This window comes from Thermomonospora sp. CIF 1 (genome assembly GCF_001896795.1).
GTDB lineage: Bacteria > Actinomycetota > Actinomycetes > Streptosporangiales > Streptosporangiaceae > Thermomonospora > Thermomonospora curvata.
The window spans coordinates 1-21426 of sequence record NZ_MOYN02000026.1; the positions used below are offsets into that span (position 1 = coordinate 1).

A 21426-nucleotide genomic window follows, 5' to 3' on the forward strand; every position below is an offset into this window, starting at 1 on the left:
CGCCGCTGTCTGGGGCTGTTGTTAGCACTGGTGTTAGCAAGTGGGGGCGCCCGCCGTATCCGGCTTTTCCGGTGGCAAGGGGATCCGGAGCGCAGGGCCGGTCACGGCCCGAGCACCGGAAGCTCCGCGGCAGCTCCTTGGCCGCAACCGTCGTGGTGATCGTTTCGCGCTTCCGCCGGTTGTCTTTCGGCTGCTTGCTTGGTCGTCAGGGAGCGGTGGTCGTCTTGTCGTTGGCGTGTTCGCGGGGTTGAGTGGGTGGCGCGGGTGGGCTGGGGTGGTGTGTTTGGCCGGTTACGGCCTGGCGGTCTTCGTTGGTTTTTACTGCTGCAAGGGGTGGGCTTGGGGGAACCTTGCAGGTATGGATGGTGCTGGGCGTTGGCGGCCGTTCATGTTCTTGCTGTTGACGGTGGCGGCGGGGGTGGTGACGGCGGTGGTGCCGCTGCTGCCGTCGTCATGGCCCCTGGTGGTGCGGCTGGTGTTGAGCGTGGTGGCGGCCATCGCAGCGGGGGCGGCAGGCTCCTACGTCAGTGAGTGGCTGAACGCACGACGCGCCCTCAAAGCAAGTCGGGCCGCCGCCATAGCGGAGGAGGCTGGGCGGCGGAAGGCACTGGAGGAGAACCGTAATCCGGCGGAGGCCGATGAGAGCCCGGCGGCGTTGCTGCGGCCCACACGGGGTGTGGTGCCGTTTGCGGGGCGGGCTGATGAGTTGAAGCTGCTGCGGGAGTGGTGTGAGGACGGGTCGGCGTGCCCGGTGTGGCTGCTGACCGGGCCCGGTGGTGTGGGCAAGACCCGGTTGGCGTTGGAGCTGGTCGAGGAGCTGCGGGCGGCCGGATGGCAGTGCGAGACCGACATCGCGGCGGGTCGTGAGGCTGAGCAGCTCGGCCGTGCTCGCGAGCTGGGCAGGCGGTGTTTGCTGGTGGTCGACTACGCCGAGACCCGCCCGGAGTTGGCGGCGATGCTGGCGGAGGCGGCCCGGCTGGAGGCCGCGGGGGACTGCGGGGATGTGCGGGTGTTGCTGGTGGCGCGGCGGGCCGGGGAGTGGTGGGAGACCCTCGGCTCGGAAGTGCCCGCGGTGCGGGGGCTGGTGGAGCGCGCCGGGCGCTGTGATCTGAAGCCCGCGCTGACACAGGATCAAAGCGATGAGCAAGTGGTGTTGGATGCGGTGCCGGCGTTCGCGGCGGCGCTGGGCATCACGCCGGTCCCGAAGGTGTCGGTGACGATCCCCGAGGGAGCAGGGCGGCTGCCGGTGCTGGTACTGCACGCCGCCGCGCTGGTGGCCGTGCTGGACGCCCGACAGGAAGGCGGCGGGGTGCGGGCGGTGGCCGAGCTGGGGGTGTTGGATCGGCTGCTCGGGCATGAGAAGCGGCTGTGGCGCCAGTCTGCGCAGGTAAAAGGGTTGAACGCCGAGCTGGTTCTGCTGGAGCGGGTGGTGGCGGCGCTGGCGTTGCTGGGCGCGGCTGATGAGGCCGATGCCCGCACGGTGCTCAGGCGGGTGCCGGATCTGGCCGAGGCCAATGCCGAGCGGCTGGGCCGGTTCGCCCGCTGGGCGCGGGAGCTGTATCCGGGAACGGGGTCGGCGTGGCTGGAGCCGTTGCGGCCCGACCTGCTGGCCGAGCGGCACGTGACCGACCAACTGCACGCCAGCCCTGAATTGGCCCGTGCTTGTTTGACGGGGCTGGAGGAGGAACGGGCGGTGCGGGCGTTGACCGTGCTGACCCGGGCTTGTGCCCACCACCGGCATGCGTCTGGGGTGATCGAGGCGGCGTTGCGGGCCGACCTGAACGCTTTGGCCCCCGCGGCGATCGTGGTCGCCGTTCAGACCGGCACCCGCCTGGGCGACCTCCTCGCCACCGTCTTGGCCGATGTCCCGGCCGAACTGGATGATCTCCAGCGGATCGCCGACATGATCCCCTACCCCACCGTCGCCTTGGCCACCGCCGCCGCCACAGTGACCCGCAGGATCCGTGATCTTCTGCCTCCCGACACTGACCCGGCTCAAAGGGCCCGCTGGAGCCATCGACTTGCCACCGTCCTAGCCCAACTCGGTCGACAAGAGGAGGCTCTGGAGGCCATCACCGAAGCCGTGAATCTCTACCGGACCCTGGTCCAGGAACGTCCTGACGCCTTCCTGCCCGACCTGGCCATGTCGTTGAACAACCAATCCACCTGTCTGGCGGACATGGGGCGGAGGGAGGAGGCTCTGGAGGCCATCACCGAAGCCGTGAATCTCTACCGGACCCTGGTCCAGGAACGTCCTGACGCCTTCCTGCCCGACCTGGCCAGCTCGTTGAACAACCAATCCACCTGTCTGGCGAACATGGGGCGGAGGGAGGAGGCTCTGGAGGCCATCACCGAAGCCGTGAATCTCTACCGGACCCTGGTCCAGGAACGTCCTGACGCCTTCCTGCCCGACCTGGCCAGCTCGTTGAACAACCAATCCAACCGCCTGGCGGACATGGGGCGGAGGGAGGAGGCTCTGGAGGCCATCACCGAAGCCGTGAATCTCTACCGGACCCTGGTCCAGGAACGTCCTGACGCCTTCCTGCCCGACCTGGCCATGTCGTTGAACAACCAATCCAACCGCCTGGCGGACATGGGGCGGAGGGAGGAGGCTCTGGAGGCCATCACCGAAGCCGTGAATCTCTACCGGACCCTGGTCCAGGAACGTCCTGACGCCTTCCTGCCCGACCTGGCCAGCTCGTTGAACAACCAATCCACCTGTCTGGCGAACATGGGGCGGAGGGAGGAGGCTCTGGAGGCCATCACCGAAGCCGTGAATCTCTACCGGACCCTGGTCCAGGAACGTCCTGACGCCTTCCTGCCCGACCTGGCCGGCTCGTTGAACAACCAATCCACCTGTCTGGCGAACATGGGGCGGAGGGAGGAGGCTCTGGAGGCCATCACCGAAGCCGTCCAGATCCGCCGGACCCTGGTCCAGGAACGTCCTGACGCCTTCCTGCCCGACCTGGCCGGCTCGTTGAACAACCAATCCAACTGTCTGGCGAACATGGGGCGGAGGGAGGAGGCTCTGGAGGCCATCACCGAAGCCGTCCAGATCCGCCGGACCCTGGTCCAGGAACGTCCTGACGCCTTCCTGCCCGACCTGGCCGGCTCGTTGAACAACCAATCCAACTGTCTGGCGAACATGGGGCGGAGGGAGGAGGCTCTGGAGGCCATCACCGAAGCCGTCCAGATCCGCCGGACCCTGGTCCAGGAACGTCCTGACGCCTTCCTGCCCGACCTGGCCGGCTCGTTGAACAACCAATCCACCTGTCTGGCGAACATGGGGCGGAGGGAGGAGGCTCTGGAGGCCATCACCGAAGCCGTGAATCTCTACCGGACCCTGGTCCAGGAACGTCCTGACGCCTTCCTGCCCGACCTGGCCATGTCGTTGAACAACCAATCCACCTGTCTGGCGAACATGGGGCGGAGGGAGGAGGCTCTGGAGGCCATCACCGAAGCCGTGAATCTCTACCGGACCCTGGTCCAGGAACGTCCTGACGCCTTCCTGCCCAACCTGGCCACGAGCTTGACTGTCTTGGGCAAGATGCTGCTCAACTTGGACCAGGTCGGCGAGGCCACGCGCTCCCTCGTTGAAGGGCTCACCATTGCCACAGAGCGTGAGATGACCGATCTGCGCCGCGTCTGCATCACCTTCCTCCAGCAGGCCCGTGCGCACGATGCCGACGCTTTCACCTCCGCATGGAGGCAGGCCACAGGTCAAGAGCCTCCACCGCGGCTTCAATAGGACTCGGCATTGCGCCGGTCGGCCGGGGCGGGATCGGCCCGCAAGAGGCCGCATGCCCGGCCCGGCCAGGCCGGCTCTGTCCGCGCCAGCGGGCGGCTTGAAGACGTAGAGAAAGTTCTCATCGGCCGACCCTTGGTTTCACGGAACCGTAGGTCAGGGCTCAGTTGAACGGTCTGTGCGGTGCGCGGGTTCGTGTGGATCGATGTGAGCCGGCTGGGTGCTGGGTGTGGGGGTGGTAGAACGCTCGGTTATGGGTGCGGACCGGATTGTGGCACTTGGGCGGGAGCTTCGGCGGTTGCGGGCGGCTGCCGGGTTGTCGGGGGCGGAGTTGGCTCGGCGGGCGGGGGTGCCTCAGCCGACGGTGTCTCGGGTGGAGACGGGGCGGCGGGTTGCGGATCCTGAGGTAGTGGTCCGGCTGCTCGGCGTTCTGGGGCTGGAGGCTGCCGAGTTCGAGCGGTTGGCCGCCGAGGTACGGGGGGCATACGCCGAGTCGGCGGCTCCTCGGGTGGATGCGGGGGTGTCGTTCCGGCAGGGGACAGCGGTGGAGCGAGCGCTGTCGGCTTCACTGGTGCGGTCGTTTGAGTCGGTGGCGGTGCCTTACCTGCTGCGGACGGCCGGCTATGACCGGGCGGCCGGGATGGTCGTGCTGGGTGAGGGCGGGGTGGATCGGGCCGCGGTGCTCGGTGATCAGGGACGGCACTTCACGTTCGTGATCTGTGAAGGGGTGTTGCGGACGTGGCCGGGGTCGGGGGCGTGCATGCCGGAGCAGCTCGCTCACCTGGTGGAAGTCGCTGGACGGGCGAACGTGCGCCTAGGGGTGGTGCCTGCCGGGACCGTCGTGGGCTCGGAGCGGTGCGGGGTGCCGCTGCATGGGTTCACGATCTATGACGACTCGGCGGTGACGGTGGAGACGTTCACCCGTGAGCTGACACTGACCGCAGAGGCCGACGTTCGGGCGTATGTGGAGGTCTTCGAAGGGTTCGCCCGGTCGGCGGTGTTCGGGGATGAGGCGGTGGCGCTGGTGGAACGGGCCGCTCGGGATCTTGGAAAGATCCTAGGATCTATTCACTGAACGTATTGAATAGCCCCCTAGATCTGTCATACGCTGCGCTTCTCCAGGGGTGTGTAGCCCCCTAGACGCATGGGTGGTGATGCGTATGACGCGCTGGTGCCGGCTGTTCGACGGCACGCCTGAGGCCGTGGGGTTGGCGCGGAAGTTCGCCCGGCTGGTGCTGGCGGATCACGTGCTGGCCGATGCGGTCGAACTGGTGGTCAGTGAGTTGGCCACGAACGCCATCGAGCACACCGAAAGCGGGCAGCCGGGCGGGCTGTTCGTGGTGGAGCTGGAGGTCTTCGCCGATCACGTCGAGGTGGCCGTGATCGACATGGGCTCAGACAGTCGTCCCGTGCTGGTGGGGGACGATCCAGCGGATGAGGCGGCGCTCAGCGGGCGCGGGTTGCACATCGTGCGGGCGCTGTCGAAGGAGTGGGGCTGTGAGCCGGTACGAGTCGGGCTGCGGGTGTGGGCCGACGTCGTGGGTGAGGCGTGATGGGGCGGCACTCCCGGGGGCGCAGGCGGGCGCACCGCTGTTCCAGTGAGAAGCCGTGCGAGGTCTGCCGGGCCGCGGATGTGCGGGTGTGGACGGCGGAAGAGTTCGCGCGTAATCGGGCCGCGGTGCGGGCGATGGCTCGGCTGGCGCAGCTTCATGCGGGCCTGTTGCGGACGCTGTATCTGGAGGAGCTTCGCCGTGAGGGCCTCGGGGACGGCTCCGAGGAGGAGGGCGACAGCTCGTGAGCGGTCCGCCGATTCCTCGGCGTCGGCGGCGGCTGCGGGCGGTGAGTGCGGCGACGGGCATGGAGGTTTCCCGCTTGATGTCTAGAGTCCTAGACTCGCTGCGGGAAGCGAGAGAAGGTGTCATGCCCGGCGAGGTTGAGCGCATCGCGCAGATAGAAGACCCGTACGAGCTGCTGCGGGCGGCCACGGAACGTCTGGCCGAGGCTCAGCAGGAGGTCACGGAGCTGGCGCGGTTGCGGCGGCGGGTGATTCAAGAACTGCACGCGCAAGGGTTGTCGTATGCGCAGATCGCCCAGGCGGCGGGGCTGAGCCGGGGGCGGATTCACCAGATCCGGCACACCGGCCCGGCACCCGAGGGGGCGTTCCTGGGATCGGGTGAGGTCACGGTGGTCACGCCGCTGCGGCCCGACCCGGCCAGTGACCGGACGTATGTGGCGCTGGATGACCTGACCACGGGCAAGCGGCTGGAAGAACTGGCGCGCACCTTTGATCTGTCGGTCGGCTATGACCATGTGCCGCTGTCGGGTGAGTTCGATCTGAACCGGCCCGGGCTGCTGGTGATCTGCGGGCCTCGGATGTCGGCGGCCATGCGGGAGGTCTACGCCAAAGATCCGGTCTTGGAGTGGGACCGGGACGAAGCCGGGTGGCTGCTGCGCGACAGGCGGACCGGGCGGGAGTTCCGCAGCGGGCAGGAAGAGGACCCGCCTCGGCCTTATGACGTGGGCTATCTGGGGCGGCTGCCCCGGCCGGACGGCAACGGGTCGCTGTTGGCCATCGCGGGCATCCATCCGGAAGGGTCGCTTGGGGTGGTGCACCTGCTGACCACCGACATCGGCTCCCTGTGGGGGCAGGTCGGCACCGAGTGCTTCTCGGTGGTGGTGGGGACCGAGTACGACCCGGCCACCCATGAACCGGTCCGGACCGAGCTGCTGACGCCCATCTACCGGCACGACGAAGCCTGAGGAGACGGGATGCGGGTGCTGATCGCCAGCGAACCGGCCACCCCCGGACGGGACAACGAAGACTTCGCGGCGGCGGCACCCGGCCTCGCCGTCCTCCTGGACGGGGCCGGCATCCCGGCCGGGCTGGAATCGGGGTGCTCGCACTCGGTGGCCTGGTACGCCCGGACCCTCGGCGGGCTGCTCCTGGCCGAAGCCCTCGACCCTCGCACCAGTCTTGCCGACGCCTTGGCCGCGAGCATTGAGCGGGTCAACGCGCTGCACTCCCACACGTGCGATCTCCAGCATCCGGGTTCGCCCTCGGCCACCGTGGTGGCCGTGCGGGTGGCCGGTGACCGGCTCGAACACTTGGTGCTGGCGGATTCGGTCCTCGTCCTGGATCGGACGGACGCCGACCCGCTGGTGATCAGTGACGACCGGTTGGCCGGAGTCCTCGCCCGGCTCGACGGCCCGGATGAGCGGCCGCCGCTGGGGAGCGCCGAGCATGCGGCCTTCCAGCTCGCCCGGGTGCGCAAGCTCAACGACCACCGCAACCGGCCCGGCGGGTTCTGGGTGGCCAGCACCCGTCCCGAAGCGGCCGAACAAGCGCTGACCGGCTCCACGCCACTGGACCGGGTGCGGGCCGTGGCACTGCTCAGCGACGGGGCAAGCCGGCCGGCCGACCGGTTCGGCCTGCTGACCTGGCCCGACCTGCTGGCTCTCCTCGACAAGAACGGTCCGGCCGAACTCCTCACCCAAACCCGAGACGCCGAGCACAGCGACCCGGACGGCACACGCTGGCCGCGCGGCAAAGCCAGCGATGACGCCACCGCCGTCTACTGGGCGCTCCACGACTGAGATTCTGCATACCCCCCTAGACAGTAGGCGGCTCCATCGCTTACCTTCATTGCATACCCCCCTAGACAGTCTCATCGTTGAACCGAAGGCGCTGTCTAGGGGACTCGACAAGTGGAGGTCTCATGCGCAGCATTCCTGTGGACACATCGGCGTTGACGTTCGTGTGCGTGGCGGCGCCGCGTCCCAAGCTGGTGGATCAGAACACCGGTGAGGTGAAGGTGGACCGCCACGGCCGCACCGTCTACACGGTCAAGCTCACCGCGGCCGACGAGAACGGGAACGTGGATTTGATCACCGTGGCGGTGGGCGGTGACCCGCAGATCTCGGTGGGGCAGGTGGTCACCGTCTCCGGCCTGGTGGCCTTCCCCTGGGAGCAGCACACCGGTGGGCGGACCCGCTGGGGCATCGCCTACCGCGCCGACCACATCACCCCCGCCCACCCGGCCGCACCGGCCGTTCCCTCCTCGCCGGTGGGTGTGCCGGGGGTGTCGGTTCCGGCGGAGATGGCCTAAGGCGGGGGCTGCGATGAACAACCTCGCCCTGCTGATCCCGGCTCTGGCCGCTCTCGTGGCGGTCGGGTCGTGGGTGTGGCGGCACTGGCATCCGGCCTCGTTCTGGTACGGGGCCGGCTACCCCTTCCGCCTCGCCCTGGTGTACCTGACCTGGGCACATGTGGCCGCAGGGTGTGGCCTGTCCCGCACACGCCGCCGCTGGCGGTGGACTCTCGATGCGGTTCCGGTCGCCGGTTCGGCGGCCCGATCCGTCACGGTGGCCACCTGTAAGCGGCGGTGGCGGCGTGTGGACGTCGAACGCGCCCCGCGGCTGGGCTGGTTGCGCCCCACCCGGTTGGGGTGGCGGGTGCGCGTCCGGTTGCACGACGGCCAGGTCCCCGCCGACTACGAACGCGCCGCGGAAGGCATCGCGCACGCCTGGCGGGTCCACTCGGTCCGCGTGGCCGACGTCCGCCCCGGTCAGATCACCTTGTGGGCGACCATGCGTGACCCGCTGACCGAGGTGCGGGTGAACCCGGACACCGGGCGGCTGCTGACCGTGCGGCCGGGCAAGCTGGACAACGGATCCGATTGGATCATCGACTTCCGCACCGTGCCGCACTGGCTGAACGCCGGTGCTACGCAGTCGGGCAAGTCCAACCTAGCGAACGCGATCATCAAGGGCCTGGCACCTCAGCCGGTCGCCCTGGTCGGCTTCGACCTCAAAGGCGGCGTGGAGTTCACCCCGTATGCCCCGCGCCTCTCCGCACTGGCCACTACCCGGCCTGAGTGTCTGGCCCTGCTCGGCGACCTGGTCGGCGAGGTGGAAGCCCGCATGGCGTTGTGCCGGGTGCACGGGGTGCGCAACGTCTGGCACCTGCCCGACCACCTGCGGCCGGTGCCGGTGGTTGTCTTGGTGGATGAGGTGGCCGAGCTGTTCCTCATGGCCGACCGGGCCGAGAAAGACCAGGTGGCCAAGACCGGCACAGCCCTGCTGCGCCTGGCCCAGCTCGGGCGGGCCTTCGCCGTCCACCTGGTGATCTGTGGTCAGCGCATCGGCTCCGACCTCGGCCCGGGAGTCACCGCGCTGCGCTCCCAGCTCTCCGGGCGCATCTGTCACCGGGTCAACGACCCGGAAACCGCCACCATGACCCTCGGCGACCTCGACCCCGCCGCCCTGGACGCCGCCCGGACCATCCCCGCCCAGATGCCGGGGGTGTGCATCGTCGCCGGCCAGGACGGCACCTGGCATCGCGCCCGATCGGTGTACGTGCCCGAGCACGAGGCCGAACACGCCGCCCACACCTACGCCCACCTCACCCCATCGTGGGCCGACCTGACCAGCAGCCTCCCAGCCGTCCGCCCGGCCGTCGCATAACCCCGGCCGCCTCCCCCTTCCTCCTCGCTCTTTTCTCCCCGCGGGTTGGCGTGAGCCCTCCCTCACGCCAGGTCCCTAGCCCACCCATGCCCGAAACCAACGTGTGGAGCCTGCCCATGTCTCCAACCGGTGAAGTGACCACCCTGCACCCCGGACATCCGGCCCGTCCGGCCGCTCGTCCCCGTCCCGCCCCCGTCTCTTCTCCCTCGTCCCGTCCGTCCTCGTCCTGCTCGTCCCGGCGGTCCGTCCTCGTCCTGGTGGGGCCGGTGGTGGAGTGGGACGGCATCCGCGGCCTGCACCTGGCCTCGTGCCGCCGGTGCGCCGAGACCTTCACCACCACCTCGGCCACACAGGCCTACGGCTGGGCCGACGCCCACGAGTGCGATCGGGAGCTGGCCGCGCTGCTGGCCAAGGTGTGCGGGGAGAGGGCGGCGTGATGCGGCGCCTCCTGCTCGCCCTGGCCGATACCGGCCCGGTGGTGATCCTCGCGGTGATCGCCGCGGCCGGGTCGTTCACTCACATCCACGACACCGCCCGCGAGCACGGCCAAGACGGGTGGATGGCCTGGGCCGTCGCCGTGTGCATCGATCTGACGTGTGTGATGGCGGCCCGGGAACGGCAGCGTGACAAACGCACCCAGCGGCCCACGGCACGGCTGTCGTGGCCAACCTGCGTGCTGGCCGGCGGCATCCTCCTGTCCCTCGCCGCCAACCTCGCCCAAGCAGAGCCGACCGTGTGGGGGTGGGTGACCGCCGGAACCCCCGCCGCCGCCTTCCTGGTCGCGGTCTCCATGCTCGAACGCCGCGCCACCACCCGGCCCGGCAGCGGTGAGGAATCCGGTTCGTCCTCGACGGAACCGGCCGTCCCGCCGTCCTTCGGCCGTCCCGACCTGGCCTCCTCGTCCCCGTCCCCGGTGGTCCGGTCGTCCTCTCCGTCCTCCTCACCCGCAAAGGTGGCGAGTGCGGGGGACGGGGCTCGTCCTGAGCTGCCCGCCCCTGACCCGTCCCCGTCCTCGGTGCAGGACGGGCAGACCACCATCCCGCTCCCGATCTCCGCATCGGCCTGCTCGTCCCAGGGCGGGGCCGGTCGTTCCGGCTCGGCCTCCCCGCCCCGGTCGGACGGGGATGGTCGGCCTGGTCTGGCAGAGCCGTTGGTGGAGTTCGCCCGCCAGGTGGCCGCCGAGCATCAGGCCAAGCACGGCCGCCCCATCACCCGTGATGCGCTGCGGGCCCGGCTGGGGGTGTCGAACCGGCTGGCCTCTGACCTGCTGCGCCACATCCGCAACCACCCCGCCTAACCCCACCCTCCTGCCCTCCTTCTCCTCGTCTGAAGGGAGCCGTCCCGTGTTCGTCCGTCGCTGCCTCTTTTGGACCTTCTGGCTGGTGCTGGCCCTCTACGTGCTGCGTCACCCCTCCGCCGCTGCCGAGACCGTGACCGCGCTCGGCGGCGGCCTGGCCGCCCTGGCCGACGCGCTTGCGGCCTTCGCCTCCGCCCTCTAACCCCGCCCGTCGAACCGGCTGCTCCCGGCGCGGATGGCCGCGCCGGGGCCGTTCCCCTTCGCCTGCTGCAAACCGGACAAAGGAAAGGTCCCGCCTTCGTGCCTCGCCCTGCCTCGTCACTGGTGACTCCGCTGGCCGCCCGGGACATGGCGGCCAAGATGGCCCGCCCGGACTTCCACAGGTGGGCGGCTCGGACCCGTGCGCTGGGCGGGTGCCTGCAGCCGATTCATCTCAAGGGCCGGGTGGATTACCTCGACCCGGCAACCGGTGAACTGCTCCACCGCTACACCACCACCAGCGAACCCGGCGGAACCCTGCGGGTGGCCTGCAAGACCCGCCGGGCCTCCCGCTGCCCGGCCTGCGCCGAGGTCTATCGGGCCGACACCTACCACCTCGTCAAAGCCGGACTGGTCGGCGGCAAAGGCGTCCCTGCCACGGTGGCGGCGCACCCGGCCGCCTTCGTCACCCTCACCGCACCTTCCTTCGGCCCCGTCCATGCCCGCCGCACAACCCCCGGCGGCAACGTGCGGCCCTGCCGCCCTCGCCGCAACACCACGACGTGCCCGCACGGGCGGTCCTTGTCCTGCACCGCCCGGCACGCTCCCGACGATCCGCGCTTGGGGGAGCCGTTGTGCCCGGACTGCTACGACCACCACGGCACCGTCCTGTTCAACGCCCTCGCCCCTGAGCTGTGGCGGCGCTTCACCCTCGCTCTCCGGCGGCGCCTGGCCAAAACCGCAGGAACGACCGTCGCGGCGCTGGGCGAGGTGCTCACGGTGTCGTTCGCCAAGGTGGCCGAATACCAGCGGCGCGGCACGGTCCACTTCCACGCCATCATCCGCCTGGACGGACCCGGTGGCCCAGCCACCACCCCGCCCGGCTGGGCCACCTACGAAGCCCTCGCCGAAGCGGTGGAACAGGCGGTGCGGGCGGTCACCGTCACCACACCCGCAACCGAAAGCATCCCCGCGCGGGTGCTGGCCTGGGGTGATCAGCTCGATATCCGCCCCATCACCACCACGGGTGAGCTGACCGATACCGCGGTGGCCGGCTACATCGCCAAATACGCCACCAAAGCCGCCGAATGCACCGGCACCCTCGACCGGCGCATCCGCCCCACCGACGACCTAGACGCCCTGCCGGTCAGCGACCACGCCCGGCGTCTTATCGCCGCCTGCCTGCACCTAGGCGCTCTGCCCGAGATGGCCGGGCTGCGGCTGGCGGAGTGGGCGCACATGCTCGGCTTCCGCGGCCACTTCACCACCAAATCCCGCCACTACTCCACCACCCTCGCACGGCTGCGCGCCGCCCGCATCCGGCACAACCAGCAACACCAGCAGATCACCACCGGGCGGCTGCCCTTGACCGAGGAAGACCGGGTGCTCGTCATCGCCCACTGGCGCTACGCCGGCCGCGGCCTGACCCCCGGTGAAGCACTGCTGACCGCCGCGCTGACCGGCACACCCCTGCCGCCTCTCAACCCGTTGACCGCCGCTGAAAGGAGCCGCCTATGGAGCCATTGATGCTCACCGTCCCCCAAGCCGCCCGCGCCCTGGCGATCTCCCGCAGCAAGCTTTATGAACTCATCGCCTCCGGCGCCCTGCGCTCGGTCCGCGTCCACGGCTCCCGCCGCATCCCCCGCAAAGCCCTCGAAGACTACATAGACCGCCTGCTCGCCCAGGAGGACGCCGCCTGATGCCCCGCAAGACCGGCAAGCCCGCATCCTCCCGCAAGGCCCGGCCCCGGCTGCGGGACGGGGTCATGAAACGCGGAAGCACCTGGTCGTATGTCATCCGCGTCCGCGACCCCGAAACCGGCGTCTCCAAACCCAAATGGGTCGGCGGCTTCGTCACCGAGGAAGAGGCCAAAGCCGCCCGTGACGAAGCCCGCGTCAAGGCCCGGCGCGGTGAGTACATCGACCGCACCACCATCACCGTCGCTCAATACCTGGATGAGTGGCTCGAAGCACACGCAGTCGAGATCAAGCCCCGGACGCTGGCCGGTTACCACACCATGGTCCGGCTTTACATCAAGCCTCACATCGGTGACCTGCGGCTCCAGGCCGTCCGTCCGGCCCAGATCACCAAGCTTTACAGGGATCTCCTGGCAAGCGGCGGCGAGGGCGGCAAGCCGCTGAGCGTCTCGACCGTGATGCGGGTGCATGCCATCTTGCACAAGGCGTTCGCGGACGCCGTTCTCGTCGATGAGCTGATCCCGTCCAACCCCGCCGAGCGGGCCAAGCGTCCCAAAGGGCTGGTCAGGGAAGCAGATGGCATCTGGACGCCCGCGCAGCTTCGGGTGTTCCTCCAGGCCGTCCGCGAGCACCGGCTGTTCGCCTTCTACCACCTGGCCGCCTACACCGGTGCCCGGCGGGGTGAGCTGCTGGCGCTGCGCTGGTCGAACGTCGATCTGGACGGCAAGCGGATCACCATCGGGGGTTCTGCCGGTGTGGTCAAGGGCCGGCGCATCGAAGGGACGACCAAGAGCGGCCGGTCCCGCGTCGTCACCATCGACGATGAGACCGTGGCCGTTCTCAGGGAGCACCGTAAGGCCCAGCTCGCTGAGCAGTTCCAGGCCGGTGAAGCCTGGCGCGGTGCGGAAGACGGTTACGTGTTCACAACCGAGCGGGGAGAGCCGATCCATCCGGACTCGGTGGGCTGGTTGATGACCAAGACCATCCGGGCCTACAACAACCCGCCGCAAGGGCCTAAGCCGGCCGAGCCGCTGCCCCATGCCCGCGTGCACGACTTGCGGCACATCCACGCGACGACGCTGCTGTTGGCGGGCGTCCCCGTCCATGTGGTGGCGGCTCGGCTCGGCCACGCCGACCCGGCGATCACGCTGCGGGTCTACGCGCATGTGATCCGTTCCGCCGAGGTGGCCGCGGCGGACGTGTTCGCGAAGGTGATGAGCGGGGCCGTTTAGCGGGCCGCTGTTAGCAAACCTGTTAGCAAGAGGCCCCTTGCGAAGATCGCAAGGGGCCTCTGAGCTGGGAGCCGCCTGTCGGAATCGAACCGACGACCTATTCATTACGAGTGAATCGCTCTACCGACTGAGCTAAGGCGGCCTGCCGCATCGCGGCGCATAGAGAGTCTACTGGGTTCGGGCGGGTGATGCGTATTGGGTATCCGGGAGAGTGGTGAGTTTCAAGGGTTGGGTCAGCGGCAGACGGTGCCGTCGGCGGGTGGGGTGGTGGTGAGGAGGTAGCGGTCGGTGGCCTGGGTGATGCAGGGGGAGCCGCCCAGGTAGGCGGTGTGGCCGTCGCCGTCGAAGGTCAGGAGGACTCCGGAGGCGAGCTGGGAGGACAGGGCCTGGGCCCAGCGGTAGGGGGTGGCGGGGTCCCGGGTGGTGCCGATGACGAGGATGGGGGCGGAGCCCTTGGCGGACAGGGGGCGGGGGGACTCGGTGGTCTGGACGGGCCAGTAGATGCAGGGCAGGCCGCTCCAGACGACGTAGGGGCCGAAGCGGGGGGCGGTGCGGGCGGCCTTGTCGGCCTCCTTCTGGTAGGCGGCGACGTCGGGCAGGTTGGGTTTGTCGACGCAGTTGACGGCCATGTTGGCCTCCATCAGGTTGCCGTAGGAGCCGTCGGGGCGCCGGTCGTACAGCTGGTCGGCGAGGGTGAGCAGGAGGTCGCCGTCGTTGTCGTAGATGGCGGCGGCCAGGGCCTGGCGGAGAGTCGGCCAGGAGGCCTTGGTGTAGAGGGCGGCGGCGATGCCGGTGGTGACCCAGGTTTCGTTGATGGGGCGGGGGTCGCCGCGCGGGCTGGTCAAGGGGGCGCTGTCGGTCTGGCGCTGCAGGTCGGTGATCTTGTCCAGGGCGGCTTCGGGGTCGGAGCCCAGTGGGCAGTCCAGGGCGGCGGTGCAGTCCTCGACGAAGGCGCGCAGCGCGGTCTCAAAGCCCTTGGCCTGTTCGATCAGCAGGTCGGTGGCGGAGAGGGCGGGGTCGACCGCGCCGTCCAGGACCATGGCGCGGACCTTGCGGGGGAACTGCTCGGCGTAGACGGCGCCCAGGTAGGTGCCGTAGGAGAAGCCCAGGTAGGTGAGTTTGCCGTCGCCCAGGGCGGCGCGCAGCACGTCCATGTCGCGGGCGGCGTCGGCGGTCCCGACATGGGGGAGGCGGGGGCCGGAGCGGGCCTTGCAGGCGTCGGCGAAGGCCCGTCCCTCGGCGCGCAGGGCCTCCACTTCCCGGGTGTCGTCGGGGGAGGCGTCGGTGCCGAGGAAGCGGTCCATGCGGGGGCCGTCCAGGCAGCGGACCGGGGCGCTGTCGCCCACGCCGCGCGGGTCGAAGCCGATCAGGTCGAAGCGGTCGCGTATCCGCTCGCCGAACAGGGCGCCGGCGTCGCGGAGGAACTGCACGCCGGAGCTGCCGGGGCCGCCGGGGTTGGTGATCAGGGAGCCGATGCGCTCGCCGCGGTCGCGGGCGGGCAGCCGGATGACCGACAGGGCGAGCCGTTCGCCCTGGGGTTTGGCGTAGTCGAGCGGCACTTCGACGGTGGCGCATTCGAAACCGTCACGGCAGTCGCGCCAGGACGGCTCCTGGGCGTAGTAGCGCTCCAGCCCGGAGGGGGCCTGTTCCTTGGGGGACGAGTCGCCGCTGCATCCGCTCAGCATGAGGGCCGCGGCCGCCAGTACGGCCAGGATCCGGTGCGGCAGGCCGGTTCCCCGTCGCAGTGCGTTCACCGTCCACCTCATTCCGTCCGCGCGGCCCGGTCCGGTAGAGGCGGGTTTCCCCACCCGGCGTCCCGTACTCCTGCGTCCACAGCGTTGTGGACAAGAGAAACCAAGCCCCCAAGAAGATCACCCAAAGGGAAATAGCGTAACCCACCGTGATGTTGGCCCGGATATGGATGCACAGCGCGAAGTGCGGATCGAGCCCAGCGCCAAACGGGTGCGCGCCTATCTGGGCGGCGAGGCGATCGCCGACTCCCTCCGCCCGTTCCTGGTCTGGGAGGTCCCCTACTACCCCACCTACTACTTCCCGGTAGAGGACGTCCGGACGGACCTGCTGGTGCCCGAAGAAGAGAGCAAGCCTTCCCCCACACTGGGCGAGGGGCGGGTGTTCACCGTGAAGACCGAGAAAGCCACGGCCCCCAAAGCCGCCCTGCGCTACCCCGACTCCCCCATCGAGGCGCTGCGCGGCCTGGTGAGGCTGGAGTGGGACGCGATGGACGGGTGGTTCGAGGAGGACGAGGAGGTCTTCACCCACCCGCGCGACCCCTACCACCGCGTGGACGTCCTGGCCAGTTCACGGCATGTCCGCGTCGAGGTGGACGGGGTGACGGTGGCCGAGTCCTCCAGCCCGAGGCTGCTGTTCGAAACCGGCCTGCCGACCCGCTACTACCTGCCCAAGCCGCACGTCCGGACGGACCTGCTGGAACCCACCGGCACGGTCACGCACTGCCCCTACAAGGGGCAGGCCGAGTACTGGTCGGTGCGCATCGGGGACCGGACGTATCCGGACCTGGCCTGGTCCTACCGCTCGCCCCTGCCGGAGAGCCAGAAGATCGCGGGGCTGATCGCCTTCTACAACGAGAAGGTCGACATCTACGTGGACGGGGTGAAGCAGGAACGTCCACAGACGCCCTTCGCCTGAGCGGGCTCAGTCCGTCCGGCCGTAGGCGGCGTCGTGCTGGCGGCGCGGGGCGCAGACCGAGGCGGCCGGGCAGGAGCAGCGGCGGCCGTCGTCCAGCCGGACGGTGATCTCGTCGGCGGGGACGTTGCGGGCCACCACCTGGCCGCTGCCTTCGGGGGTGTCCACCCGCTGGCCCAGCCGGGGCATCCGCCGGTGGGCCTCGACGTACAGCGGGTGCTCGTACTTCAGGCAGCACATCAGCCGGCCGCAGGCGCCGGCGATCCGCAGCGGGTTGACCGGCAGGTCCTGGTCCTTGGCCATGCGCACCGAGACCGGCTCGAAGTCCTTCAGGAAGGTGGCGCAGCACAGGTCCCGGCCGCACGGGCCGATGCCGCCCTGCAGGCGGGCCTCGTCGCGGGGGCCGACCTGGCGCAGCTCCACCCGGGCCTTGACGGTGCGGGCCAGGTCCCGCACCAGGGCGCGGAAGTCCACCCGGTGCGGGGCCGAGAAGTACACCTTGAAGATGTTGTCGGCGTCCAGGTAGTCGACCCCGATGACCTTCATCGGCAGGCCGTGCTTGCGGATCAGGCGCTTGGCGATGCTGCGGCCCTCGGCCCGACGGCGCCGGTTGGCCTCGTCGCGGGCCAGGTGCTCCTCGGTGGCCATCCCGGCGCAGACCGGCAGGCCGCCGATGTCCTCGGAGACCCACTGCGGCGGCCACACGCACTCGGCCACCTCCGGGCCGGCGTCGGTGGGCACCAGGACCTTGTCGCCGACCTTGGGCGAGTACGGTCCCGGGTCCAGGTAGTACAGCCGCCCGTACCGGGTGAAGCTGACTGCCATCACCATGCCCACGGCCAGACCCCCTCACCGCTCCCGGTGCCGTTCACCCTACGCGGTACCCGTAAGGGACGGATGTGAGCGAAATCACCAGGCCACGTCGGTGTAACCCGCCGCGGGCAGCCCGCGCACCTCCTCGTCCGGGCCGGGGTAGACCAGCTCCCGGGTCCCGGCGGCCAGCAGCCGGCCGCTTTCGGGGTGCCGGCTCAGCGCGGAGATCTCCCCGGCCCGGTCGGCCTTGCGGGTCCACACCACCTTGGTGGGCTTGCCGGTCGCGACGGAGAACTCCTGCAGCGTCAGCGCCGCGGGGCTGCGCACGCCGGCCACCACGGCGCGGCCGTCGCGGCTGAGCACGGCCGCGGTGCCGCCGGCCGGCAGCACCAGGACGGGCTTGCTGGCCCGCAGGTCACCGCCGGCGGCGGTGGTGTCGAGGGTGCGGACCTGGCGGCGCACGGCGGTGCCGCGGGTGGTGGTCCACACGAACGACAGGGTGTCGCCGGCCCACGACAGGCTGCTGATCCGCCCGGGCAGGCGGGTCGTCCACTGCTTGCGCCGCGCGCCGTCGGTGGAGACGACCTCGATGCGGCTGGTGCCCGGCGCGTAGGCCAGGTAGGCGATCTGCTTGCCGTCGGCGCTGACGGCCATGTCGGAGCGGGCGGTGGAGACGCCCTGCACCAGCAGGCCGGGCAGCTGGGTCAGCTCCTGCGGCGCGCCCTTGGAGGTGAGGGTGAGCCGGTGGAAGGTGATCCGCCCGGAGGCGTAGGCGGACAGGATGTAGCTTCCGTCCCCGGCCGAGGCCACCTGGTGCCAGCGCTGTCCCTGCGGGGCGGCGACGCCCACGCCCACCTCCTCGCCGGTCTGCACGTCCCGGACGACCGCGGCGTCGCCGGAGCGGCGCACGGCCACCAGGAAGCGGGGGGCGACCTTGCCGGAGGTCTCGGCGGCCTTTTGCGCCGTCGCCTTCTTGGCGGGCTTGGCGTCCTGCCGGTCGTTGATCACGTCCACGCCGACCGCGACCACCAGGGCGAACGCCACGGCCAGCAGCACCGGGCCGGTACCGGAGCGCACCCCGTCGAACGGGGAGGCGGCGGGAGCCCGGTGGGAGGAGGGCTTGGCGGACGCGGCACCGGAGGTCTCGGCGGCGTCCTGCGAGGCCGTGGCCGCGGCGCCGGGCTCCCACGGCGGGGCGGCGGATCCGCCCGCGGCGGACGCGCCGCTTCCCGAAGCCGAGCCCCAGACCCGGGTGCCGAGGGGGTCGTCGAAGCCCTTCGGCTCGGCAGGTTCCTCGTGCCGTTCCTCACGCCTGTCGTTCATCGAATCCGCCGCACCGACCTCTCCATGTCGCGGACCGCCGGCCTCGTCCTCGGCCGGCCTCGCCCCGGCGGTCCCGCGCCGCCGGCCGCCGAGCAGGCCGAAGGCGGCGGCGACGGCCAGCGCGACCAGCACGATGACCACCGCCAGCGCAATGTCGTCCTTCCGGACGCCACCGGCCCGCCGATCACCAGGCCGGACATTACCGGACAGGGGGGACTTTGCGCTCCGTCCTTCGCCTTTGCCGTTCACCGGGCTCGCCGCACCGACCTCTCCATGTCGCGACCAAAATGTCCTATCGCATAATCGAGCTCCGCGATCCCCGATTCGCCCGAATCGCAAGATCGCTTACTGCGCGGGGCTCACCGGCGAAGGTCCCGCGGGCGCCCGGCGGCGGGCCGGGGCACGGCCCCTCGTCCCGTCCCGGCCTGCGGGAACGCCGCGCCGGACAGGTTCACCGGGACGCGCGCAGCGCCGCCCGGGCGGCCTCGACGGCGGCGCCGCGGTAAGACGGCCCGAACAGCGCCACGTGCACCAGCAGCGGATGCAGCTGGTGCAGCGGGACACGGGCCCGCCAGCCCTCGGCGAGAGGGTGAACCTCCCGGTAAGCATCCAGGATGCGGTCCAGGTACGGGGCGCCGAACAGGGCGAGCATCGCCAGGTCGGTCTCCCGGTGGCCGCCGTGGGCGGCCGGGTCGATCAGCCAGGCCCGGCCGCCGGACCACAGCACGTTGCCCGACCACAGGTCGCCGTGGATGCGGGCGGGCGGCTCCTCCGGCCCGGCCAGCGTCTCGATCTCCGCCATCACCCGCTCGACCAGCCCCACCTCGGCGCGGTCCAGGTGGCGGGCGGCCAGGCGCAGGTAGGGGGCGATCCGGCGTTCGGCGTACCAGCGCGGCCACCGGTCGGCCGGGGTGTTGTCGAGCGGCAGCCGGGCGATGAACCCCTGCCAGGGCGCGCCGAAGGAATCGGCGCCGCCGGCGTGCAGGGCCGCCAGTTCACGGCCGAAGCGTTCGGCGGCCTGCGGGGAGGGCGGTTCGGCCGGCAGCCAGGGCAGCACCAGCATGTGGTCGTCGACGGCGATCACCTCCGGCACCGGCGCGGCATGGCCGGCGCCCTCGGCCAGCCAGCGCAGCCCGGTGGCCTCGGCGGCGAACAGTCCCGGCCGGTCGTCGGCGGCCTTGACGAACACCTGGCGGCCGTCGGCCAGGCGCACCCGCCACAGCGACCAGGCGTGACCGGTGCCCAGCGCGGTGACCTGCTCGGCCGCCGCGCCGGTGAGCCGTTCCAGTCGCCGCCGGTCCATCGCCTCAGCGGTCCTTGAGCGCGTTGCGGATCTCTTCCAGCAGCCCCGGGACCGCCGCCTCGATCAGCTCCCGGACGTGCTCGAAGTCCGCCCGTCCGCCGTAGTAGGGGTCGGGGACGTCCAGGTCGTCGCCGGCGGCGGGGTCGAACTCGCGCAGCAGCCTGATCTTGCCCAGGGCCTCGGCGTCCGGCGCCATCGCCCGCAGCGCCCGCCGGTGCCCCCGGTCCATCGCGATGATCAGGTCGTAGCGGTCGAACCAGGACGGCTCGAACTGCCGGGCCCGGTGCGCCACGCGGTACCCGGCCCGCGTCAGCGTCCGCACCGTGCGGTGGTCGGCGCCCTCGCCGACATGCCAGCCGTCGGTGCCGGAGCTGTCCACCTCCACGTCCAGCCCGGCCTCCTCCACGTGGTGGCGCACGATCCACTCGGCCATCGGCGAGCGGCAAATGTTCCCGGTGCAGACGAACGTGACGCGGTACGGCATGACCCCCATCCTGCCCGAGACGGCTCAGCCGGCGCGCAGGGCCATCGTCATCGCCTCGAACGCCAGCAGCGGCTGGACGTTGGCGTCCAGCCTGCGGCGGCACTCCATGATCGCTTCAAGCCGCCGCAGCGTGGCCTCCGGGGTGCCGGCGGAGGCCAGGGCGCGCAGCTCGGCCTCCCGGTCGCCGTTCACCAGCTCCACCGCAGAGCCCAGCTGCAGCGCCAGCACGTCCCGGTAGTAGAACGCCAGGTCCAGCAGCGCCCGGTCCAGGGCGTCGCGCTCGACCCGGCTGGCCCGCGACTTTTGCCGTTTTTCCAGTTCTTTGAGCACGCCGGCGGTGCCGCGCGGCATCCGGCCCTTGTCGTTCTCCCCCAGGGCGCGGCGCATCTGGGCGGTCTCGGTCTCGTTGAGCTCTTCGGCGATGGCCTTGGCGTCGGCCTCCGCGGCGGCCACCAGCGCGGCGGCGGCGTTCACCGCCTGCGCCAGGCCGTTCAGCCGCCCCGGCAGGGCCAGCACCTCGGCGCGCCGCCGGCGGGCCTCGGGGTCGGTGGCCAGCCGCCTGGCCCGCGCCAGGTCGCCCTGGGCTGCCCGGGCCGCCTCGGCGGCGACCTTAGGGTCGATGCCGTCCCGCTGGATCAGCGCCTCGGCGATCGCCGCGGCGGGCGGGGTCCGCAACGTCACCACCCGGCAGCGGGACCTGATGGTGGTCACCAGGTCTTCCGGGGACGGCGCGCACAGCAGCCACACGGTGCGCGGCGGGGGTTCCTCGATCGCCTTCAGCAGCGCGTTGGCGGCGGCCTCGGTGGAGCGGTCGGCGTCTTCGAACAACACGATCCGCCAGCGTCCCCCGGTCGGCGCCGACGAGGCCCGCAGCACCAGCTCCCGGGCCTCCTTGACGCTGTAGGACAGCCCTTCGGGGCGCACCACCTCCACGTCGGCGTGGGTGCCCTGCAGCACCTGGTGGCAGGACGGGCAGTGCCCGCACCCCGGGGGGTCCTCCCGGCATTGCAGCGCGGCGGCGAACGCCCGCGCCGCGCCGGCGCGTCCCGACCCCGGCGGGCCGGTGAACAGCCAGGCGTGCGTCATGCCCCCGGCGGCCCGCTCGCCGCCCGCCAGCACCCGGGCGCCCGCCGCGGCCGCGGCCGCCAGCCGCTCGGCGACCGCCTGCTGCCCCACCAGGTCGTCCCAGACGCTCATGGCCCCAAGG

The 21426-nt window shown here is 70.8% G+C and carries 20 protein-coding genes and 1 tRNA gene; 14 read left to right on the forward strand and 7 right to left on the reverse strand.

Going from position 1 to position 21426, the window contains the following annotated elements:
* Positions 1-358 precede the first annotated feature (358 nt).
* The 13 genes from BUE48_RS22520 to BUE48_RS22580 all read left to right on the forward strand — a co-directional run bounded on the left by BUE48_RS22520 (position 359) and on the right by BUE48_RS22580 (position 13632).
* Entirely contained in the window at positions 359-3748 is a 3390-nt protein-coding gene (locus tag BUE48_RS22520) for a tetratricopeptide repeat protein (protein WP_286990964.1), read from the forward strand.
* Between the two features lie 250 nt (positions 3749-3998).
* Complete coding sequence (locus BUE48_RS22525; RefSeq protein ID WP_041440254.1) at positions 3999-4820, forward strand: Scr1 family TA system antitoxin-like transcriptional regulator; 822 nt, start codon at positions 3999-4001, stop codon at positions 4818-4820.
* Between the two features lie 85 nt (positions 4821-4905).
* Positions 4906-5298 carry an ATP-binding protein gene (locus BUE48_RS22530; RefSeq protein ID WP_012854834.1) on the forward strand — a complete coding sequence of 131 codons (393 nt, stop codon included), beginning with the start codon at positions 4906-4908 and terminating at the stop codon, positions 5296-5298.
* A 367-nt stretch (positions 5299-5665) separates the two neighbouring features.
* The gene (locus tag BUE48_RS22535) at positions 5666-6505 is read left to right on the forward strand and encodes a sigma factor-like helix-turn-helix DNA-binding protein (RefSeq protein ID WP_012854836.1); all 840 of its coding nucleotides are present in this window, start codon (positions 5666-5668) and stop codon (positions 6503-6505) included.
* A gap of 9 nt (positions 6506-6514) precedes the next feature.
* Positions 6515-7339: a protein phosphatase 2C domain-containing protein gene (locus BUE48_RS22540; protein WP_012854837.1), complete on the forward strand. Its 825-nt coding sequence runs from the start codon at positions 6515-6517 to the stop codon at positions 7337-7339.
* A gap of 122 nt (positions 7340-7461) precedes the next feature.
* On the forward strand, positions 7462-7851 hold the full coding sequence (locus BUE48_RS22545; RefSeq protein WP_012854838.1) for an SCO3933 family regulatory protein: 390 nt from the start codon (positions 7462-7464) through the stop codon (positions 7849-7851).
* A 13-nt stretch (positions 7852-7864) separates the two neighbouring features.
* On the forward strand, positions 7865-9208 hold the full coding sequence (locus tag BUE48_RS22550; RefSeq protein ID WP_012854839.1) for an FtsK/SpoIIIE domain-containing protein: 1344 nt from the start codon (positions 7865-7867) through the stop codon (positions 9206-9208).
* A 116-nt stretch (positions 9209-9324) separates the two neighbouring features.
* The gene (locus BUE48_RS22555) at positions 9325-9645 is read left to right on the forward strand and encodes a hypothetical protein (protein ID WP_148233088.1); all 321 of its coding nucleotides are present in this window, start codon (positions 9325-9327) and stop codon (positions 9643-9645) included.
* Positions 9645-10505 (forward strand): DUF2637 domain-containing protein, encoded by an 861-nt coding sequence (locus BUE48_RS22560; protein WP_012854841.1) that lies wholly within the window; start codon positions 9645-9647, stop codon positions 10503-10505. Before BUE48_RS22555 ends, BUE48_RS22560 begins: the two co-directional genes overlap by 1 nt.
* Before the next feature lie 46 nt (positions 10506-10551).
* Complete coding sequence (locus BUE48_RS22565; protein ID WP_012854842.1) at positions 10552-10707, forward strand: hypothetical protein; 156 nt, start codon at positions 10552-10554, stop codon at positions 10705-10707.
* Positions 10708-10805: 98 nt separating this feature from the next.
* A complete protein-coding gene (locus BUE48_RS22570; protein ID WP_286990967.1) occupies positions 10806-12230 on the forward strand; it encodes a replication initiator in 1425 nt (474 codons plus the stop codon).
* Positions 12218-12403, forward strand: a complete 186-nt coding sequence (locus BUE48_RS22575) for a helix-turn-helix domain-containing protein (RefSeq protein WP_012854844.1) — start codon at positions 12218-12220, stop codon at positions 12401-12403. Before BUE48_RS22570 ends, BUE48_RS22575 begins: the two co-directional genes overlap by 13 nt.
* Entirely contained in the window at positions 12403-13632 is a 1230-nt protein-coding gene (locus BUE48_RS22580) for a site-specific integrase (protein ID WP_012854845.1), read from the forward strand. Before BUE48_RS22575 ends, BUE48_RS22580 begins: the two co-directional genes overlap by 1 nt.
* Before the next feature lie 69 nt (positions 13633-13701).
* On the opposite strand, the gene BUE48_RS22585 is transcribed toward BUE48_RS22580, so the two are convergent.
* Together BUE48_RS22585 and BUE48_RS22590 are read right to left on the reverse strand one after the other, a co-directional pair.
* A tRNA-Thr gene (locus BUE48_RS22585) sits at positions 13702-13774 on the reverse strand.
* A gap of 91 nt (positions 13775-13865) precedes the next feature.
* Positions 13866-15386, reverse strand: a complete 1521-nt coding sequence (locus BUE48_RS22590) for an alpha/beta hydrolase (RefSeq protein ID WP_286990970.1) — start codon at positions 15384-15386, stop codon at positions 13866-13868.
* Positions 15387-15549: 163 nt separating this feature from the next.
* Here BUE48_RS22590 and BUE48_RS22595 point away from each other — a divergent pair, with 163 nt between their 5' ends.
* The gene (locus tag BUE48_RS22595) at positions 15550-16299 is read left to right on the forward strand and encodes a DUF427 domain-containing protein (RefSeq protein WP_286990972.1); all 750 of its coding nucleotides are present in this window, start codon (positions 15550-15552) and stop codon (positions 16297-16299) included.
* Between the two features lie 6 nt (positions 16300-16305).
* Here the strand turns inward: BUE48_RS22595 and BUE48_RS22600 are convergent, their stop codons facing one another.
* The 5 genes from BUE48_RS22600 to BUE48_RS22620 all read right to left on the reverse strand — a co-directional run bounded on the left by BUE48_RS22600 (position 16306) and on the right by BUE48_RS22620 (position 21416).
* Positions 16306-17127: a PSP1 domain-containing protein gene (locus BUE48_RS22600; protein ID WP_041442746.1), complete on the reverse strand. Its 822-nt coding sequence runs from the start codon at positions 17125-17127 to the stop codon at positions 16306-16308.
* 78 nt (positions 17128-17205) lie between these two features.
* Positions 17206-18573 carry a TolB-like translocation protein gene (locus BUE48_RS22605; protein WP_286990974.1) on the reverse strand — a complete coding sequence of 456 codons (1368 nt, stop codon included), beginning with the start codon at positions 18571-18573 and terminating at the stop codon, positions 17206-17208.
* A gap of 310 nt (positions 18574-18883) precedes the next feature.
* Entirely contained in the window at positions 18884-19735 is an 852-nt protein-coding gene (locus BUE48_RS22610; protein ID WP_012854850.1) for a fructosamine kinase family protein, read from the reverse strand.
* Between the two features lie 4 nt (positions 19736-19739).
* The gene (locus BUE48_RS22615) at positions 19740-20219 is read right to left on the reverse strand and encodes a low molecular weight protein-tyrosine-phosphatase (protein WP_012854851.1); all 480 of its coding nucleotides are present in this window, start codon (positions 20217-20219) and stop codon (positions 19740-19742) included.
* 24 nt (positions 20220-20243) lie between these two features.
* Positions 20244-21416: a DNA polymerase III subunit delta' gene (locus BUE48_RS22620; RefSeq protein ID WP_012854852.1), complete on the reverse strand. Its 1173-nt coding sequence runs from the start codon at positions 21414-21416 to the stop codon at positions 20244-20246.
* Positions 21417-21426 lie beyond the last annotated feature (10 nt).

What these genes read in the sequence shown, in the direction of transcription:
- BUE48_RS22520 (WP_286990964.1), top strand. Translation starts at nt 359, where the DNA reads ATGGATGGTGCTGGGCGTTGGCGGCCGTTCATGTTCTTGCTGTTGACG.
- BUE48_RS22525 (WP_041440254.1), top strand. Translation starts at nt 3,999, where the DNA reads ATGGGTGCGGACCGGATTGTGGCACTTGGGCGGGAGCTTCGGCGGTTG.
- BUE48_RS22530 (WP_012854834.1), top strand. Translation starts at nt 4,906, where the DNA reads ATGACGCGCTGGTGCCGGCTGTTCGACGGCACGCCTGAGGCCGTGGGG.
- BUE48_RS22535 (WP_012854836.1), top strand. Translation starts at nt 5,666, where the DNA reads ATGCCCGGCGAGGTTGAGCGCATCGCGCAGATAGAAGACCCGTACGAG.
- BUE48_RS22540 (WP_012854837.1), top strand. Translation starts at nt 6,515, where the DNA reads ATGCGGGTGCTGATCGCCAGCGAACCGGCCACCCCCGGACGGGACAAC.
- BUE48_RS22545 (WP_012854838.1), top strand. Translation starts at nt 7,462, where the DNA reads ATGCGCAGCATTCCTGTGGACACATCGGCGTTGACGTTCGTGTGCGTG.
- BUE48_RS22550 (WP_012854839.1), top strand. Translation starts at nt 7,865, where the DNA reads ATGAACAACCTCGCCCTGCTGATCCCGGCTCTGGCCGCTCTCGTGGCG.
- BUE48_RS22555 (WP_148233088.1), top strand. Translation starts at nt 9,325, where the DNA reads ATGTCTCCAACCGGTGAAGTGACCACCCTGCACCCCGGACATCCGGCC.
- BUE48_RS22560 (WP_012854841.1), top strand. Translation starts at nt 9,645, where the DNA reads ATGCGGCGCCTCCTGCTCGCCCTGGCCGATACCGGCCCGGTGGTGATC.
- BUE48_RS22575 (WP_012854844.1), top strand. Translation starts at nt 12,218, where the DNA reads ATGGAGCCATTGATGCTCACCGTCCCCCAAGCCGCCCGCGCCCTGGCG.
- BUE48_RS22580 (WP_012854845.1), top strand. Translation starts at nt 12,403, where the DNA reads ATGCCCCGCAAGACCGGCAAGCCCGCATCCTCCCGCAAGGCCCGGCCC.
- BUE48_RS22595 (WP_286990972.1), top strand. Translation starts at nt 15,550, where the DNA reads ATGGATGCACAGCGCGAAGTGCGGATCGAGCCCAGCGCCAAACGGGTG.
- BUE48_RS22600 (WP_041442746.1), bottom strand. Translation starts at nt 17,127, where the DNA reads ATGGTGATGGCAGTCAGCTTCACCCGGTACGGGCGGCTGTACTACCTG.
- BUE48_RS22610 (WP_012854850.1), bottom strand. Translation starts at nt 19,735, where the DNA reads ATGGACCGGCGGCGACTGGAACGGCTCACCGGCGCGGCGGCCGAGCAG.
- BUE48_RS22615 (WP_012854851.1), bottom strand. Translation starts at nt 20,219, where the DNA reads ATGCCGTACCGCGTCACGTTCGTCTGCACCGGGAACATTTGCCGCTCG.
- BUE48_RS22620 (WP_012854852.1), bottom strand. Translation starts at nt 21,416, where the DNA reads ATGAGCGTCTGGGACGACCTGGTGGGGCAGCAGGCGGTCGCCGAGCGG.